This is a genomic window from Pseudomonas sp. MM211, from assembly GCF_020386635.1.
Lineage (GTDB): Bacteria > Pseudomonadota > Gammaproteobacteria > Pseudomonadales > Pseudomonadaceae > Aquipseudomonas.
Window position 1 is genome coordinate 2152293 of sequence record NZ_CP081942.1, and the last position, 16097, is coordinate 2168389.

The 16097-nt window shown below is 63.5% G+C and carries 14 protein-coding genes and 1 pseudogene; 4 read left to right on the forward strand and 11 right to left on the reverse strand.

Features of this window, described 5'->3' with window-relative positions:
* Window positions 1-2 precede the first annotated feature (2 nt).
* The 4 genes from K5Q02_RS09825 to K5Q02_RS09840 form a co-directional block, all read right to left on the reverse strand.
* Window positions 3-947, reverse strand: coding sequence for a MerR family transcriptional regulator (locus tag K5Q02_RS09825; RefSeq protein ID WP_225838690.1), 945 nt, complete (start codon window positions 945-947; stop codon window positions 3-5).
* Window positions 944-1912: a YbgA family protein gene (locus tag K5Q02_RS09830; protein ID WP_225838692.1), complete on the reverse strand. Its 969-nt coding sequence runs from the start codon at window positions 1910-1912 to the stop codon at window positions 944-946. Before K5Q02_RS09830 ends, K5Q02_RS09825 begins: the two co-directional genes overlap by 4 nt.
* A gap of 131 nt (window positions 1913-2043) precedes the next feature.
* Window positions 2044-2271, reverse strand: coding sequence for a TIGR02450 family Trp-rich protein (locus K5Q02_RS09835; protein WP_225838694.1), 228 nt, complete (start codon window positions 2269-2271; stop codon window positions 2044-2046).
* Window positions 2268-3260, reverse strand: a complete 993-nt coding sequence (locus K5Q02_RS09840) for an NAD(P)/FAD-dependent oxidoreductase (RefSeq protein ID WP_225838696.1) — start codon at window positions 3258-3260, stop codon at window positions 2268-2270. Before K5Q02_RS09840 ends, K5Q02_RS09835 begins: the two co-directional genes overlap by 4 nt.
* 281 nt (window positions 3261-3541) lie before the next feature.
* On the opposite strand from K5Q02_RS09840, the gene K5Q02_RS09845 reads away from it, so the two are divergent.
* Together K5Q02_RS09845 and hemH are read left to right on the forward strand one after the other, a co-directional pair.
* Entirely contained in the window at window positions 3542-4441 is a 900-nt protein-coding gene (locus K5Q02_RS09845; RefSeq protein ID WP_225838698.1) for a TIGR01777 family oxidoreductase, read from the forward strand.
* A 14-nt stretch (window positions 4442-4455) separates the two neighbouring features.
* A pseudogene (gene hemH / locus K5Q02_RS09850) lies at window positions 4456-5483 on the forward strand (ferrochelatase).
* A 33-nt stretch (window positions 5484-5516) separates the two neighbouring features.
* Here hemH and K5Q02_RS09855 read toward each other — a convergent pair.
* Entirely contained in the window at window positions 5517-6794 is a 1278-nt protein-coding gene (locus tag K5Q02_RS09855) for a uracil-xanthine permease family protein (RefSeq protein ID WP_225838700.1), read from the reverse strand.
* Between the two features lie 3 nt (window positions 6795-6797).
* On the reverse strand, window positions 6798-7436 hold the full coding sequence (upp, locus tag K5Q02_RS09860; protein ID WP_225838701.1) for a uracil phosphoribosyltransferase: 639 nt from the start codon (window positions 7434-7436) through the stop codon (window positions 6798-6800).
* Window positions 7437-7716: 280 nt separating this feature from the next.
* On the opposite strand from upp, the gene K5Q02_RS09865 reads away from it, so the two are divergent.
* Window positions 7717-8274: a hypoxanthine-guanine phosphoribosyltransferase gene (locus K5Q02_RS09865; protein WP_225838703.1), complete on the forward strand. Its 558-nt coding sequence runs from the start codon at window positions 7717-7719 to the stop codon at window positions 8272-8274.
* On the opposite strand, the gene dauA is transcribed toward K5Q02_RS09865, so the two are convergent.
* Window positions 8271-9992, reverse strand: coding sequence for a C4-dicarboxylic acid transporter DauA (gene dauA / locus K5Q02_RS09870; RefSeq protein WP_225838704.1), 1722 nt, complete (start codon window positions 9990-9992; stop codon window positions 8271-8273). The two genes, K5Q02_RS09865 and dauA, sit on opposite strands and share 4 nt — an antisense overlap.
* A gap of 196 nt (window positions 9993-10188) precedes the next feature.
* Here dauA and K5Q02_RS09875 point away from each other — a divergent pair, with 196 nt between their 5' ends.
* Window positions 10189-10476 (forward strand): PA4642 family protein, encoded by a 288-nt coding sequence (locus K5Q02_RS09875; RefSeq protein ID WP_225838706.1) that lies wholly within the window; start codon window positions 10189-10191, stop codon window positions 10474-10476.
* A 51-nt stretch (window positions 10477-10527) separates the two neighbouring features.
* On the opposite strand, the gene K5Q02_RS09880 is transcribed toward K5Q02_RS09875, so the two are convergent.
* From K5Q02_RS09880 to K5Q02_RS09895, 4 genes are all read right to left on the reverse strand, one after another.
* Entirely contained in the window at window positions 10528-10836 is a 309-nt protein-coding gene (locus K5Q02_RS09880) for a DUF2845 domain-containing protein (protein ID WP_225838708.1), read from the reverse strand.
* The gene (locus tag K5Q02_RS09885; RefSeq protein WP_225838710.1) at window positions 10833-14069 is read right to left on the reverse strand and encodes a DUF748 domain-containing protein; all 3237 of its coding nucleotides are present in this window, start codon (window positions 14067-14069) and stop codon (window positions 10833-10835) included. The genes K5Q02_RS09880 and K5Q02_RS09885 overlap by 4 nt, the downstream gene beginning before the upstream one ends.
* A gap of 77 nt (window positions 14070-14146) precedes the next feature.
* A complete protein-coding gene (locus tag K5Q02_RS09890; protein WP_225838712.1) occupies window positions 14147-15163 on the reverse strand; it encodes a class I SAM-dependent rRNA methyltransferase in 1017 nt (338 codons plus the stop codon).
* A gap of 43 nt (window positions 15164-15206) precedes the next feature.
* The gene (locus tag K5Q02_RS09895) at window positions 15207-16082 is read right to left on the reverse strand and encodes an oxygenase MpaB family protein (protein ID WP_225838720.1); all 876 of its coding nucleotides are present in this window, start codon (window positions 16080-16082) and stop codon (window positions 15207-15209) included.
* Window positions 16083-16097: the final 15 nt, after the last annotated feature.

The window sequence follows — 16097 nt, forward strand, 5'->3', positions numbered from 1 at the left end:
TCCTATTCGAGCAGATGGCGATCAGCGAGCACTTGCAACGCTGCCAGGGGATCGGCCATGAAAGTGATGTCTGCGCCCTCTGGTGCATTGGCGATCAGTTGCTCACCACGCGCCTGGTCTTGAACCCCGATCAGCAGGCAGGGAATTCCGTGGTCGCCCAGCCACTCACGCAGCGACGACTCGGCATCGGGGTTGGAGTCCGCTTCGCAGAACAGCAGCAGGGCGCGGGGTTGCAGGCGGGCGATTGCCAGCGGCAGTTCACTGGGCGGAATCGGCCCGTCGAAGGCGTCGACCGGGCAGCCGGCGGTGCCGATCAGCCAGGCGCACAGCCACAGCTGCGGCGACATCGGTACCTGGCAGAGATTGATCAGCAGCAGCGGCTTGCCATTGTGCTGGCGGTTGTCGTGGTAGACCCGTGCGCCGAGCTTGCTGCGCAACCAGCTGTGCAGGAACAGCCGCTCGGTCTTCGCGCCGGCGCGCTGTGGCCAGCGCTCCTCCAGGATTGCCAGCAGCGGCAGGAGCAGGTGCTGGCAAAGAATCTGTGGCGGGTAGAGAGCCAGTTCGGCATTGAAGCGTTCGTCCAGCTGGCGCTCGTCGAGCAAGTGGATGGCATGGCACAGCTGCTCACGTTTTTCCTGCCACTGCGAGGCCTGGTCGGCTGGCAGCGGCTGATCGGCACGCAGCAGACCCTTGACCTGGCCGACCGATACGCCGCGATTGAGCCAGCCGAGCACGGCGTGGATGGTCTGCACCTGCTCCGGGGAGTACAGGCGGTGGCCCTTGGCGGTACGGTGCGGCACGATCAGGCCGTAACGGCGCTCCCAGGCGCGCAGGGTGACCGGATTCACGCCAGTCAGGCTGGCCACGTCGCGGATCGGCAGGTAGCCGTCGGCAATGGCATCGCGGTAAGCCTCGGCGCTCGGCTCTGGAGAGATTGGTTGGTTCATAGGGCGTTCCGCAGGCTGAGGTTTTCCGGGTGCGGTTGCAGGTAGACCTGCTGCTCGATGTAGCTGTCGGGGTGCTGGCGGAAGTGGTGCTTGAGCAGGGTCAGCGGCACCACCAGTGGCACGATGCCCTGCCGGTACTGCTCGATGAGCTGCTGCATTTCCTGCTTTTCCGCGGCGCTCAGGGAGCTTTTCAGGTAGCCGCTCAGGTGTTGCAGCACGTTGGCATGCGTGCCGCGCGTCGCGCAGCGTTTCAGCGCGGTCATCAGTTCGCCGATGTAGTGCTCGGCCAGGCTGTGTAGATCCTGCCCGGACAAATCGCTGAGTAGGCGACCGAGGCGTTTGTAGCGCAGTGGATCGGTGGCCATCAGCAGGTATTTGTGGCGGGCATGGAATGCGATCAGCTTGCCGCGGCTCAGGCCGGATTCACAGAGCGCCTGCCACTGCGCGTAGGTGAATACCCGGGTCAGGAAGTTCTCACGCAGCACCGGGTCGTTGAGCCGGCCATCTTCCTCGATGGGCAGGTTTGGGTGGCGTTCGCACAGCACCGCGGTGTACAGGCCGCGGCCTTTCGGCTCGCTGGGGTGACCGTTGTCCTGATAGACCTTGACCCGTTCCAGGCCACAGGACGGCGACTGCTGCATGACGATATAGCCGCAGATCGGTGGCAAATCGGCAGCCACCTGCTCGCCATAGGCGGTCAGCGCCTCGGTGTGATCCTTGTCAGGATGTACGGTGCCCACGGCACGGGGCGCTGCCGGGTCACCCACCAGGCGGATCGGCTCGCGCGGCGTACCCAGGCCAATGGCGACTTCCGGGCAGAAGGGCACGAACTCGAAATAGTCGCTCAACTGATCCAGGCATAGCCGGGAGGCCTTGTGGCCGCCGTTGTAGCGCACTTCGGCGCCGAGCAGGCAGGCGCTGACGCCAAGCTTGGGTTTTTCGCGGTGGAGCGGGCTGGCTGGCATGGCGCACCTTCGAGAATGTTCTTGTACAAGGATTTATTTTTGTACAAGTTTCATTTCATCTTAAGCGCGATCTTGTACAAGTCAAATACTGTGTACAGCTTCTGTCCGCATCAGGTGCAATAAGCGACGTCTCAACGCCAGCCCATCTTCCAGTTGTCGGCATCCTGAAGAACACGCCAGTCGATGCGCTGGGCACGCTTGCTGAGTATGGCCTGCAGCTCCACTTCCAGCACCGTACCTTCCTCGTCGCAGAACAGTTCGGTGACCAGAAAGTGCTTTTCGCGGTTCTGTGGCGTGGCTGCCGTCCACTTGGAGAGCAGCAGCTTGCGCGGGGTCAGGCGATGCTTGGTGGTGTTCACTGGTTGTGCGCGATCAGTTTGCGAGCCACTTCCTGACCGCTGAGCCAGGCACCTTCGACCCGCCCGGACAGGCACCAGTCGCCGCAGGCGTAGAGACCCAGATCGGCATCGGCCAGGGCACCCAGTTGATGGGCTGCAGTGGGACGGGCGTACAACCAGCGATGGGCCAGGCTGAACACCGGGGCCGGTACGGCGCAGCCGATCATTTCCGCGAAGGCGCCATGCAGGCGTTCGATCACCTGCTCCTTGGAGAGATCCAGATGCTGGCGGCTCCAGCTGCTGCTGGCGTGTAGCACCCAGGTGTCCAGGGTGGTGTCGCGGCCTGGTTTGCTGCGGTTGCGCGCCGTCCAGTCGATCACCTCATCCTGCACGAAGCAGCCTTCCAGGGGCGTCTTCAGCGGCTCTGCGAAGGCCAGTGCCACCGCCCAGGTCGGCTCCATGCTGACGCCCGCTACCGTGCCGGCGAGCTTGGGTGCCGCTGCCAGCAGGGCGCTGGCCTGGGGCGCCGGGGTGGCGATGACGACGTGGCTGAACGGCCCGTGGCTTTCTCCATCCGCATCGAGCAGATGCCAGTGTTGCTCGCCGCGAAATACTTCAGTGATGCGGCAGGAGAACTTCACCGGCAGGGCGCCGAGCATGGCGCGGGTGATCGCGCTCATGCGCGGTTTGCCGACCCAGCGTACTTGCTCGTCGGCCGATAGGCTGAGCGTGCCGTTGGCATATTGATAGAGGCTGGGCGTCCATTCCTCGACCCAGCCACGGGCCTGCCACTGCTGAACGGCAGCGGCGAAGCGACGGTCGCGGGCGGTGAAATACTGAGCGCCGAGATCCAGGGCGCCAGCGTCGCTGCGTTTGCTGGCCATGCGGCCGCCACTGCCGCGACTCTTGTCGAACAATTGCACCGGATATCCGGCTGCATGCAGGGCCTCTGCCGCGGACAGGCCGGCGATGCCGGTACCTATGATGGCGATGGGGGCTGTGCTGGTCATGTCTACCTCACGTGCTGTCGGGCTGTCGCAACTGCATGTCGACAGGCCGCTGGGCCCCAAGGCTACGCCTTGGACATGGCTCATACAATGTACAATTGATGTATAAGCTTATGTCCGGTCGGCCAGTATCTGCAGCCAGGGCATCTATTCTTCAGAATAGGCGCGGGCGGCAATAGTTTCCCCGTTTCTGTCGACGGTCTGTTCTGACGTGCGATTGTTCCAGCTCATCGCCCTCTGCCAGCAGCGTCGAATTCCGGAGCACAAACAGTGAGGAACCTGCCATGCATATCCTTATCACCGGCGGTACTGGCCTGATTGGCCGCGCACTTTGTCACCAGTGGATCGAACAGGGGCATCGGCTGACGGTATGGAGTCGTCGCCCGGAGCAGGTGGCAATGCTTTGCGGTACCCGGGTACGTGGTGTTGGACGCCTGGAGGATATCGGCGATGAACCACTGGATGCCGTGGTCAATCTGGCTGGCGCACCGATCGCCGACCGCCCCTGGAGCAAGGCGCGCAAGCAACTGCTGTGGGAAAGCCGCATCCAGCTGACCGAGCGCCTGCTGGCCTGGCTGCAGGCCCGTGAGCAGAAGCCAGCCGTGCTGTTGTCCGGCTCGGCAGTCGGTTGGTACGGCGACAGCGGCGAGCACATCGTCGACGAGCAGGCCCCCTCGGGCGCTGATTTCGCCGCGCAACTGTGCGTGGCCTGGGAGGACACCGCACAGCAGGCTGAAGCTATGGGGATTCGCGTGATCCTGCTGCGCACCGGCCTGGTGCTGGCGAAGCAGGGCGGCATTCTCAAACGTATGGTCACGCCATTCCGCTTTGGGCTGGGTGGCCGCATCGGCGGTGGACGCCAGTGGATGCCGTGGATACATATCGCCGACCAAATCGCCTTGATTGATTTTCTCTTGCAGCAGGAGCAGGCGCGCGGTCCCTATAATGCGTGCTCGCCACACCCGGTACGCAACGCTGAGTTCGCCAGTGAGCTCGGCCACGCCGTGCATCGCCCTGCCATCATGCCGTTGCCAGCCTTCGCACTGCGCGCCGGCCTCGGAGAAATGTCGCTGCTCCTGCTCGGCGGCCAACACGCGCTGCCAGTGAGGACGCAGGAAGCCGGCTTCGAATTTCGTTTCACTCATCTGGACGTGGCTCTAGTGGATTTGCTGAGCCTTCATTGACGGGATGACATTGCATGACCGACCACGCTTTACTGCTCGTTAACCTGGGCTCACCGGCTTCCACCGAGGTGGCCGATGTGCGCAGTTACCTCAACCAGTTTCTGATGGATCCCTATGTGGTTGATCTGCCGTGGCCGCTACGGCGGTTGCTGGTGTCGCTGATTCTGATCCGCCGCCCGGCGCAGTCGGCCCATGCCTACGCGTCGATCTGGTGGCCGGATGGTTCGCCGCTGATCGTTCTTAGTAAGCGCCTGCAGGAGGCGATGAAAACCCAGTGGATCCAGGGGCCGGTCGAACTGGCCATGCGCTATGGCGAGCCTTCGTTGGAAACCGTGCTGACTCGCCTGGCCAGCCAGGGCATCACCCAGGTCACTCTGGCGCCGCTGTATCCGCAGTTCGCCGACAGCACCACCACGACCGTGATCGAAGAAGCCAAAAGGGTGGTGCGTGAGCGCAAACTGCCGATCCGTTTCGCCATCCTGCAGCCGTTCTTCGACGACCCCGACTACCTCGATGCCCTGGCCGAGAGTGCACGGCCTTATCTGCAGCAGGATTTCGATCATCTGCTGCTTAGCTTCCACGGCTTGCCGGAACGACATATCCGCAAGCTGGTGAAGCACATCGATCCGCAGCACGACCTGCGTCGCCCTGACAGCGTGGGCGTCAGCGACGAGGTGCTGGCGCGTTGTTACCGCAGCCAGTGCCAGCGCACCGCGGAGGCCTTCGCTGCGCGTATGGGCCTGCGGCCCGAACAGTGGTCGGTGTCGTTCCAGTCGCGGCTGGGCAAGGACAAGTGGATCGAGCCCTACACCGAAGCGCGCCTCGATGAGCTGGCTGCTCAGGGCGTGAAGAAGCTGCTGGTGATGTGCCCGGCCTTCGTTGCCGACTGTATCGAGACCCTGGAGGAGATCGGTGATCGCGGCCGCGAACAGTTCGTGGAGGCAGGGGGGAGAGCCTGGAACTGGTGCCTTGCCTGAACGACCACCCGGACTGGGCTGCAGCGCTCAATCGGCTTTGCGAGCGAGCGCCGCAAAGCGTGTAAAAAATGCCCGGTTAGAGCCGGGCATTTTCTTTCTCAGATATCTGGCGCGTCGTCCGCTTTCTTTTTCTTCCAACCGTCATTGCCCGGCAGGATCAGATTCAGCGCGATGGCGACGATGGCACACAGGGCGATGCCCTTGAGGCCGAAGTCGTCCGGGCCGTCGCCGGTGCCGATCAGCACGCCACCGATACCGAACACCAGGGTCACCGAGACGATCACCAAGTTGCGTGCCTCGCTGAGGTCGACGCTGTGGCGGATCAGGGTGTTCATGCCCACCGCAGCGATCGAGCCGAACAGCAGGCATAGAATGCCGCCCATCACCGGTACCGGAATACTCTGCAGGATGGCGCCGAACTTGCCGATGAAGGCCAGGGTGATGGCGAAGATCGCCGCCCAGGTCATGATCTTCGGGTTGTAGGCCTTGGTCAGCATCACCGCGCCGGTGACTTCCGCGTAGGTGGTATTCGGTGGGCCACCGAACAGACCGGCTGCCGAGGTGGCCAGGCCGTCACCGAACAGGGTGCGGTGCAGGCCCGGCTTCTTCAGGTAGTTCTTGCCAGTAACGCTGCCCACCGCGATGACGCCGCCGATGTGCTCGATGGCCGGAGCCAGCGCCACCGGTACGATGAATAGGATCGCCTGCCAGTTGAAGGCCGGTGCGGTGAAGGCCGGCACTGCCAGCCAGGGCGCGTCGGCAACATGACTAAGGTCGAGAACGCCGAAGTAGATCGACAGGGCGAAGCCCACCAGGATGCCGGAGATGATCGGCACCAGGCGGAAGATGCCGCGACCGAACACGGCGACGATCACCGTGGTCAGCAGCGTCAGCATGGAGATCCACATCGCCGTGGCGTAGGGAACCAGTACGCTGCCGTCGCCACTTTTACCCATCGCCATATTGGCGGCGATCGGTGCCATGGCCAGGCCGATGGAAATGATCACCGGGCCGATCACCACGGGCGGTAGCAAACGGTCGATGAAACCGGTGCCCTTGATCTTCACGGCCAGGCCGAGAAAGGTGTAGACGAAGCCGGCCGCGACCACGCCGCCCATGGTTTCCGCCAGGCCGAACTGGCCCTTGGCGAGAATGATCGGGGTGATGAACGCGAAGCTCGAGGCCAGGAACACCGGTACCTGACGGCCCGTGACGATCTGGAACAGCAGGGTGCCCAGGCCCGCGGTGAACAGTGCCACGTTGGGATCGAGGCCAGTGATCAGCGGCATCAGCACCAGGGCGCCGAAGGCCACGAAGAGCATCTGCGCGCCGGACAGCACCTGACGCCACAACGGATCGTTGAATTCGTCGCGCATCGATCAGGCGTCCTTCTGCTTGGTGCCGAAGATCTTGTCGCCGGCATCACCCAGCCCGGGGATGATGTAGCCGTGTTCGTTGAGACGCTGGTCGATGGACGCGGTGTAGATCTTCACGTCCGGATGGGCTTCGTTGACCGCCTTGATGCCCTCGGGCGCGGCGACCAGCACCATGGCGCGGATTTCCTTGCAGCCGGCCTTCTTCAGCAGGTCGATGGTGGCGACCATCGACGCACCGGTGGCCAGCATCGGGTCGATGATCATCGCCAGACGCTCGTTGATTTCCGGTACCAGCTTCTCCAGGTAGGTGTGCGCCTTCAGGGTTTCTTCGTTGCGGGCCACGCCGACGGCGCTGACCTTGGCACCCGGAATCAGGCTGAGCACGCCGTCGAGCATGCCGATGCCAGCACGCAGGATCGGCACCACGGTGATCTTCTTGCCGGAGATCTTCTCGACCTGCACGGGGCCTGCCCAGCCGGCGATTTCGTAGTTTTCCAGCGGCAGATCCTTGGTCGCCTCGTAAGTGAGCAGGGCGCCCACTTCCTGGGCCAGTTCGCGGAAGTTCTTGGTACTGATATCCGCGCGGCGCATGAGGCCGATCTTGTGGCGAATCAGCGGATGGCGGATCTCGAGGACTGGCATTGCGGGGTCTCCGGCAAAAATGGGCAAAAAACACGCTAGATTAAAGCATTGCGTTGCGCTGTGGGCGCTGCGAATGTGGAACTTTTTAAAAACCGCTCGCAACGGCCATGCCACTTGTCGAGCGCATCCGTGGACGCTTGCGCCCCTCTCAGCTGATGGGTAACGTGCCGCCTTTTTCTGACCCGGTGATCAGTTTGTACGCCGGAGCCATTCATACCGTGCGAACCGACGCCCGCAGAGCCACGCTTCTGCTCACAGTCGCCGCCAATGAGGACATGACATGCCCGCCGATCTCGCCCACATCCGCCAGGTAATGACCGAAGCCGACTGTCTGTACAGCGAGGCCGAAGTGGAAGCCGCCATCGCCCGCGTCGCCGTGGCCATCAACGCCGAACTGGCCGAGCGCAACCCGGTGGTGTTCTGCGTGATGAATGGCGGGCTGATCTTTTCCGGCAAGCTGCTGACCAAGCTCGACTTCCCCTTGGAGGCCTCTTATCTGCATGCCAGCCGCTACCGCAACCAGACCAGTGGCGGCGAGCTGTTCTGGAAGGCCAAGCCGGAAGTCTCGTTCATCGACCGCGACGTGCTGATCATCGACGACATCCTCGACGAAGGGCACACCCTGGGCGCGATCATCGACTTCTGCCACCACGCCGGCGCTGCCAAGGTGCACACCGCCGTGCTGATCGACAAGGATCACGACCGCAAGGCGCGCCCGGACCTCAAAGCCGACTACGTGGGCCTGCCGTGCGTCGACCGCTATATCTTCGGTTACGGCATGGACTACAAGGGCTACTGGCGCAATGCGCCGGGGATTTATGCGGTGAAAGGGCTCTAAAGGTTCGTCGATTCGTCGGACTCTGATCGCCAGCTCTCGCAGATCGCCCGAGCGCGGGGTAGATCCCGGGCATAGCTCAGGCGGCCATGGGCATTCTGCAGGCCGGCACGGCGCAGCTTCAGGCGCAGCGACGGCGAGGCGCCGCTGACGATCAGGGAAATGCCGTGCTTGCGGTACTCCAGCACGATGCTGTGCAGTGCCGCGAGGGCGGTCATATCGAGCATCGGCACGCCGCTGACGTCGAGAATCACCACCCGGATATGCGGATCGAGGCGGCGCAGGGCGCCCAGCGTGCGCTCCGCTGCACCGAAGAACAACGGGCCACGAATGGCCAGGGCCTGCACATGCTCCGGCAGGTCGTTCAGGGCCTGGTGGCTGTGCCGTGGCAGGCTGCGCGTGTCGGTCAGTTCGCTCATGCGCTTGATGAACAGCCCGGCAGCCAGCAACAGGCCGACGCCAACCGCCAGCACCATGTCGAACAGCACCGTGAGCAGAAGGCAGGTCAGCAATACCAGCACGTCGCTGCGTGGCGCGATGCGCAGGGTATGCGCCACATGGTGGGCTTCGCTCATGTTCCACGCGACCATCAGCAGCAGGGCGGCCAGCGCGGCCATCGGCAGGTAACTGAACAGTGGGGCGAGAAACAGGATCGCCGCCAGCACCACGGCAGCGTGGATGATGGCTGCCAGGGGCGAGCGGGCACCGGCTCTCACGTTGGCGGCGCTGCGGGCGATGGCAGCGGTTGCGGTGATACCGCCGAACAGCGGCGCGACCAGGTTGCCGATGCCCTGGCCGAGCAATTCGGCATTGGGGTCGTGTTTACTGTCGGTCATGCCATCGGCGACCACGGCGCAGAGCAGCGATTCGATGGCGCCAAGCATGGCGATGGCGAACGCCGGGGCCAGCAACTGGCGGATCAGCTCGAAGGACAGAATCAGCGGCTGGCCATCGGCGCCAGGTAGATGCCAGGGCCAGGCAAAGGTCGGCAGAAAGGGCGGAATGCCCGGGTAGCTGACGCCGTCGACGACGTAGCTGAAGCGCTCACCCAGCGTCGCTACCGGTAGGCCGCCTCGCTCCAGCAGCAGGCCGAGCAGCGCACCGACCGTCAGTGCCACCAGATGCCCGGGGATGCGCGGCACCAGCCGCGGCCACAGCAGCAACACAGCAAAGCAGGCCAGCGCTACCAGGCTGTCGCCCAGATGGATGCCGGGCAGGGCCTGGAACAGCAACTGCAATTGCTCCACGTAATGGCTCGGTTGTCCGGCCAGTTGTAGGCCGAGCAAGTCCTTGATCTGCAGGGTGGCGATGACGATGCCGATACCCGCGGTGAAGCCAAGCGTGACCGGGTAGGGCACGAACTCGATCAGGCGACCGGCCTTGATCAGGCCCAGGGCGATCAGGATCAGCCCGGCCAGCATGGTGCACAGCAGCAGGCCGCCGATGCCGAACTGCTGAGTGATCGGCAGCAGAATCACCACGAAGGCTGCGGTGGGGCCGGAAATGTTGAAACGCGAACCACCACACAGGGCGATCAGCGGCGCTGCGACCAGCACGGTGTAGAGGCCATGCTGCGGCGCCACGCCGACGGCGATCGCCAGGGCCATGGCCAGCGGGATGGCGATGATACCCACCGTGAGGCCAGCGCTCAGGTCGCCACGCAGGCTGGCCCAGGAGTAACCGCGCAGGCTCTGGCGACAAGCGGCGAACAGGGTGGGCATCGTGGCACTTCCTGGGAGATTGCCGCCAGTATAGGAGCGGGTAGAGGGCGTGGTGGTTGACTTAGGTCGCGTACCGCTCAAGTCGTGCTGGTGTTAGAAAGGTCGGCTGCGTCTGAGTCCTGCGCCCTGCGTTGAGCGGTTGCGGCGCCGGGGTTACACTGCCCGCCCCGTGTGGTCTGGTTTGCTGGAGTGAGCGATGCGTAAAGACAAGAAGCAGGTGATTGGCGACGAAGTGAGCGATGAGCAGATCAAGCTGTTTCTCGCCGTGGAACCGGCTGACGCCACGCCGCCCTCGCTGCACAAACTGGTCAAGGCCTACCGCGGTCTGCGTGACCACGACTTCGAGCGTTTCGTGGGTTTCTTCGTCGAAGCCGGTTATGACCTCGATGCCAAGGATGCCGACGGTAATGACTTCGTCGCCCTGATCAAGGATCAGCGTCAGTCCGAGGCTTACATCCAGGCAATCACCGCCGCGCGCGGTTGATCGCCAGCGGGTGACGGCGTCCTGTCGTCGCCCGCTCTGATCGTCTGATGGCTAATCGCCGCGTTTACTGTCGATCCTGTTCAGACGATTGCCCTCGAAACGCAGAAAGTAGTTCATGCCGTTGCGCGGGCCGTAATTCCATTCTTCTATCTGCACTTCATGGGTGAAGCCGTAGCTGTCGGTCTGTTCCTTGTAGCCAATGAACGCGCGGTTGTTTGGTTCGCCACATTTGGACAGGACTTCGGCGGTGCTGTCGCCGCTGCTCGCCAGGGCGCTGCCACAGCGCCAGGTCGCTGCGTTGACGGTGCCGGCCAGGAGCATGAGCAGGGTGCAAGATATGAGTGTCTTCATGGTCGTCATTGCTGGCGTTTGCGCTCGATGCGCGTCAGCCGATTGCCCTCGAAGGTTAGGATGGTAAACATGCCGTTGCTGGGCTCGTAAGCCCATTCCTCGATGTTCGTTTCGCGCCTGTCGTAGCCGCCTAGGGTATAGCCGACAGGGTCGCGGAATGCCGGCTCGCCACATTTCTGCATCACCTCGAAGGTGCGATCGCCGAGGTTCACCAGCTTGCTGCCGCAGCGCAGGGTATCGGCCTGGCTCAGCAGTGGGGCGGCGCAAAGCGCCAGCATCAGACCCAGTCGTTTCATGTCGTCACTCGCTGCCCAGGTGAAGGGGGTGGCCACACGGCCGTCGCTGGTGGCCTCGCCGAAGCTGACGTCGAGTAGATAGACGCGCTCGGCCGCCAGTTTGCCGCTATCTACCAGATAGGCCTTGATCGCCGCGGCGCGATCCTGGGCCAGCTGGCGCAGCAGGCCACGGCTGTCTGTCCAGGATTCGACCACGGCATCGCGCAGGCGCTGCGTGCGTTCGTCACTGTCCAGGTCGGCCCACTCGGCAGGCGGCTGCTGTTTCAGGCGCGCACGGTAGATGCCCTCCAGCAGCGGCGCCTTTTCGTCTTCGGGCACAACCAGCAGATCTGCACTGGCCGGTACCTGATCACCGCGGCGCTGCATGATGCGATACAGATAATCCTGATACTCGCGCTCGAGGCGCTGCGCGGCCAGCAGTGGGCCGTCGCTGCTCTGTGCGCTGGCGCCTTCGATTTCCAGGCGCAGGGTAGGACGCTCCTGCAGGGCGCTGGAGAGTACGTCGAGAGACTTCTTCGCCTGGCCGTCCAGTTCGTCGCTGCCTGCTGCGAAGACTACGGTGCTCAAGTCCATCTCGGCGCCGCCACTGACCAGCCCGCCGATGAACTTGAACGGCGCCTGGGCGGCTCGCAGCACCAGATTGCGCAGGGTCTGCCAGACGATCGGCATGACACTGAATTGCGGGTTGTTGAGGTCACCCTCCAGCGGCAGCTCGATAGAAATGCGCCCCTGAGTATCCTTGAGCAGGGCTACGGCCAGGCGGATTGGCAGATCCACCGCATCCGGGCTGTCGACCTTCTCACCGAGTTGCAGCTGCTCGACCAGTACCTTGTTCTGGGCGTTCAGCTTGCCGTCGTTGATGCGGTAGTGCAGGTCCAGGTTGAGGCGGCCCTTGCGGATACGGTAGCCGGCGAACTTGCCAGAGTAGGGCGTCAGTGTGGTCAGCTCGACCTGCTTGAACTGGGTGGCGATATCCAGGCTCTGCATGGGGTCGAAAGGCGTCAGGCTGCCCTTGATGCTGACCGGTGCGTAGCGGTCGACCTTGCCGCTGATATCCACAGGCGCCGGTTTGCTGCTGGTGCTGTCGAGAGTGCCGATGCGGCCATTGAGCTGCTGCACGGCGGTGGCGAAGTTGGGCCTGAGGCTGAAGTCGGCGAAGTTGGCCGAGCCATCCTTCAGGCTGACCTCGCCGATGCGAATCGCCATCGGCTTGTCGGCGGTGGCCGAGGACTGCGCCTGGGCGGCATTGCCGGCAGGTTGCTTGATGATCAACTCGTTGACGTTGGTGGTCAGGTCTTCGTTGATGATGAAGCGTACGTAGGGCTGTTCCAGGTCGACTCGTTCGATGTCCAGGCGGTCGCCGTGTCGATAGTCTATGCCGCCCAGATCCAACTGCTTCCAGCGCAGCAGGTCGCGATCCTTGAGGGTGTCGAGGGTGTGCAACTGAGTGATCTGGGCCTTGCCTTGAACACGCAGTGCCAGTGGCTCGGTTGCCGTGAGTTCAACGCCAAGATCGCTGCTCAGCAGGCCGCTGCGCAACTCCAGGTGCACGAAGGGGCTGAGGTAGGCCTGTGCTACACGCAGGTCGATATTGCGGGTGGCCACCTTCAGGTTGGCGGTGGTCGGGCTCAGTTGTACCTGGCCCTCGGCCTGCAGCTTGCCCTGTTTGCCGACGCCGGTATCCAGCTTGAGCGCGAAGGGCGAGGTGCCGAGGCTGTCGAAGTTCTGCATGTCCAGATCGAGCGGGCCAAGCTCTACGGCGACTGCTTCGCTCGGTACACGGTCGATCAAATGGGCGTGATAGTCGCGCAGTTGCACGTCCTTGACCTGCACCTGCCAGGGTTTGCCAGGCTCTTTCGCAGCCGGTTGTGTAGCGTCGCCGGCAGGGGCGGTCGCTTCGGGCTCTGGCGCATCTGCCGCTGGCGCCTGCTTCGCGGCTTGCTGCGGTTTGCCGGCCAGGAGCTTCTGCCAGTCGAGTTCGCCATCGGCCTCGCGGGCCGCCCAGGCTTCCAGTTTCTGCCCGCGTACCTTGCCGATCACCACCTGCTGTTTGGCCAGATCCAGAGACGTTTCGCTGACCTCGAGGGAATCCAGCTTCACCAGCGGCTTGCCGTCCGGTGCCTGCATGGCGAATGGCGCCACCTTGATGCGTGCGTTACTGAGCAGCAGCTCGGTGCCGTCGCGCAGGTTCAGCCGGTAGTCGGTGGACAGGCTCACGACGCCTTTCTCTAGCACCAGTGGTACGGCGTCCCGCACGTAGGGCCAGAACGCTTTCATGGGCTCGTCAGTGATCTTCAGGGTGCCGCTGGAGCTGATCGGGCTCAGGCTCAGCTCGCCACTCCAGTCGATACGACCGCCAGCCGGGCCGGTGGCTACCAGGGTCATCTCGGCGTTGTCGTCGGGCAGGGTGCTGAGGTTTTGCAACTCGAGGTTGAGATCGTCGTAGTGGATGTCGATCGGCTCCTGCGGGCGCAGATCCTGGAAGTGCAGATTGCCACCCAGCAGTTCGATGCGGTCGATGCGCAGGGGGAACGGCTCGCTGGCTTCTTCCGGCTGCTTCTCGCTGGCCGGCAGCTTGAACAGTTGCGCCAGGTTGAGGGTGCCGTCCTTGTCGAAACGCACGTCGGTGTGGGGTTTGACCAGCTTGACGTCGGCGAGATGCAGGGCGCCGCTCCACAGGCTGTCCAGTTGCAGGTTCACGGCCAAGTGCTCGAAGGCTACCTGTTCCTTGCCGGGCGCACCCAAGTGCAGGCCCCAAAGATCCAACTCGAGGGTGAAGGGGTTGAGTTGCAGGCGATCCAGACGGGCGGGCTCGGTCGCGTATTGCTGCAATTGCTGGTTGGCGATGCGCAGTGCGATGCCGGGCAAGATGAGGAACCCGATCAGGCTGTAAAGGCCGAGGGTAATCAATACAGCGGTGGCGGCGCGTCGCAATCCTTTGGGCATGGTCTTGCTTCATCTTCCTGGCGAGAGTGCCTTGGATTATGGCATGAGCTCTGGGTTCCGCGAGACGCTGCGCGGGCTCAAAAATGCAGGACGAGGGTTTTCAGCGGCGGGTTGCCATCGGTGGAGGGGAAGTCCGCGGCCGGCAGCAGTTGTTCATGCTCGCGCACCGGGCGCCCCAGTTTGCTGGCGCAACGCAGCACCTGTTCGCGCCAGTCGGCCATGGGTACTTTCGCCAGGTTGTTGCAGCACACCAGGGTGCCGTGCTCGGCGGTAGCGAGAATCGCTGGTTTCAGCAGGCTCTGGTAATCACGCAAGAGATCGACGGTGCCGAAGGCGCTCTTAGCCCAGGCCGGTGGGTCGAGAAACACCAGGTCGAACTGGCGCTGCTCGAGGCGTGGATAACTCGGCAGCTTCTGCCCGCGCCGCGCCGCGATGGGCAGCCCTGCCCACTGGCGGATCGCCGGAAAGTAGTCCGACTGGACGAATTGCATGGGCTGCAGATGCGGATTGAGCGCACCGTTTTCGCGGCCGACCGCGAGGTTGCCCTCGGCGAAATCGAGGTTGACCACTTCATGCGCACCACCGGCCGCCGCATTGAGGCCAACGCCGCAGGTGTAGGCGAACAGATTGAGCACACTTTTCCCGGCGCTGTGATGCTGAATCCAGCCACGGACGTTGCGCAGGTCGAGAAACAGCAGTGGATCCTGCCCAGCGTGGCGGCCGCGGACGCGGTAATCGAGGCCCCACTCCTGACCCGTCTGATCGGCCAGGGCCTCATCACTCGCGGTATAGACGGGGTCGCTGCGGTCGACGCGCGAGTTGCCCCGGGAACGGTCGTTGTAGACCAGCAGCGTGTGTAGCCCGAGCGTTTCGTTGACCTGATCATGCAGGGCCAGCAATTCGTCACGAGCCAGTGTCTGGTGGAAACTCTGCACCATCAACTGCTGGCCGTAGCGGTCGACGGTCAGACCGCCGGCACCTTCCTGGCTGCCATGGAACAGGCGATAGCAGTCGGTCTGCTGCCCATGCAGCTCGGCGATCAGGGCGTGGCGATTGGCAAGCGCGCTGCGCACTGCCTGGTCGAGAGACGGCATGTGCGGCGGCTCTGTAAATTGGAGGGTGCGGAGTTTATCACCCTCAATAGGGCGGCAGGCCCATGCGTATCCGCGACTTGTGCAATGAGCCACTGCGTACCGCCCAGCGGATGATCGGTGCGATGGCGTGCACGCCACTGCGGGTCAGGCGGCTGCGCAGCGGTGTCATGCGCTGGTCGAGCATGATCTGCGCCCAGTCGGGTAGCAGGTCGATGCCGGCTTGCAGGAACAGTTGGCCAACGGGGGCGGCCAGTCTGCTTGGTGCTGGCGCGGCGAGCAGGATGCGCAAGATCTCGTGGGAGCGCTCGTCGCACAACAATTGGCCGCGCATGCGCTCCAGATAGGCCGCTATCTGCAGCCGATTACGGGGTACCTCGGCGGCCCCCAGGCGCTCGGCGACCAGGGCGATTTCTGCGTAGTAACGATCCTGATCGGCTTCGCTCATGTGCGGATTCAGGTAGCGCAGGTGCGCCTGCAGAAAGCTGTACACCTCGGCCACATGCACCCAGGTCAGCAGGTGCGGGTCACTGGCGGCATAGGGGCGACCGTCCGGCGCGGTGCCAACCACGTGCAGGTGAATGCGTTTGACCTTGTCGATCAGCCAGTCGGCATCTTTGCTACTGGCGAAGGTGGTGCCGGAGACGAACTGGCCGGTACGGCGCAGGCGACCCAGTAAGTCCTCGCGGAAATTCGAGTGATCCCACACGCCAGCCAGTGCCAGTGGATGCAGGGCCTGCAACAGCAAGGCACTGACCCCGCCTATGAGCATGCTGGTGAAGTCGCCATGGATGCGCCAGCACACCGAATCCGGGCCGAACAAGCCGGGATCGCCCTTGGGGTTCTCGAAATCGATCTGCCCCAGCGCGATGCCGCTGAGGCTGAGTACCTGGCTTTCTATACGACGGCGGATGAATTCCATGGCGCGAGGTTAATG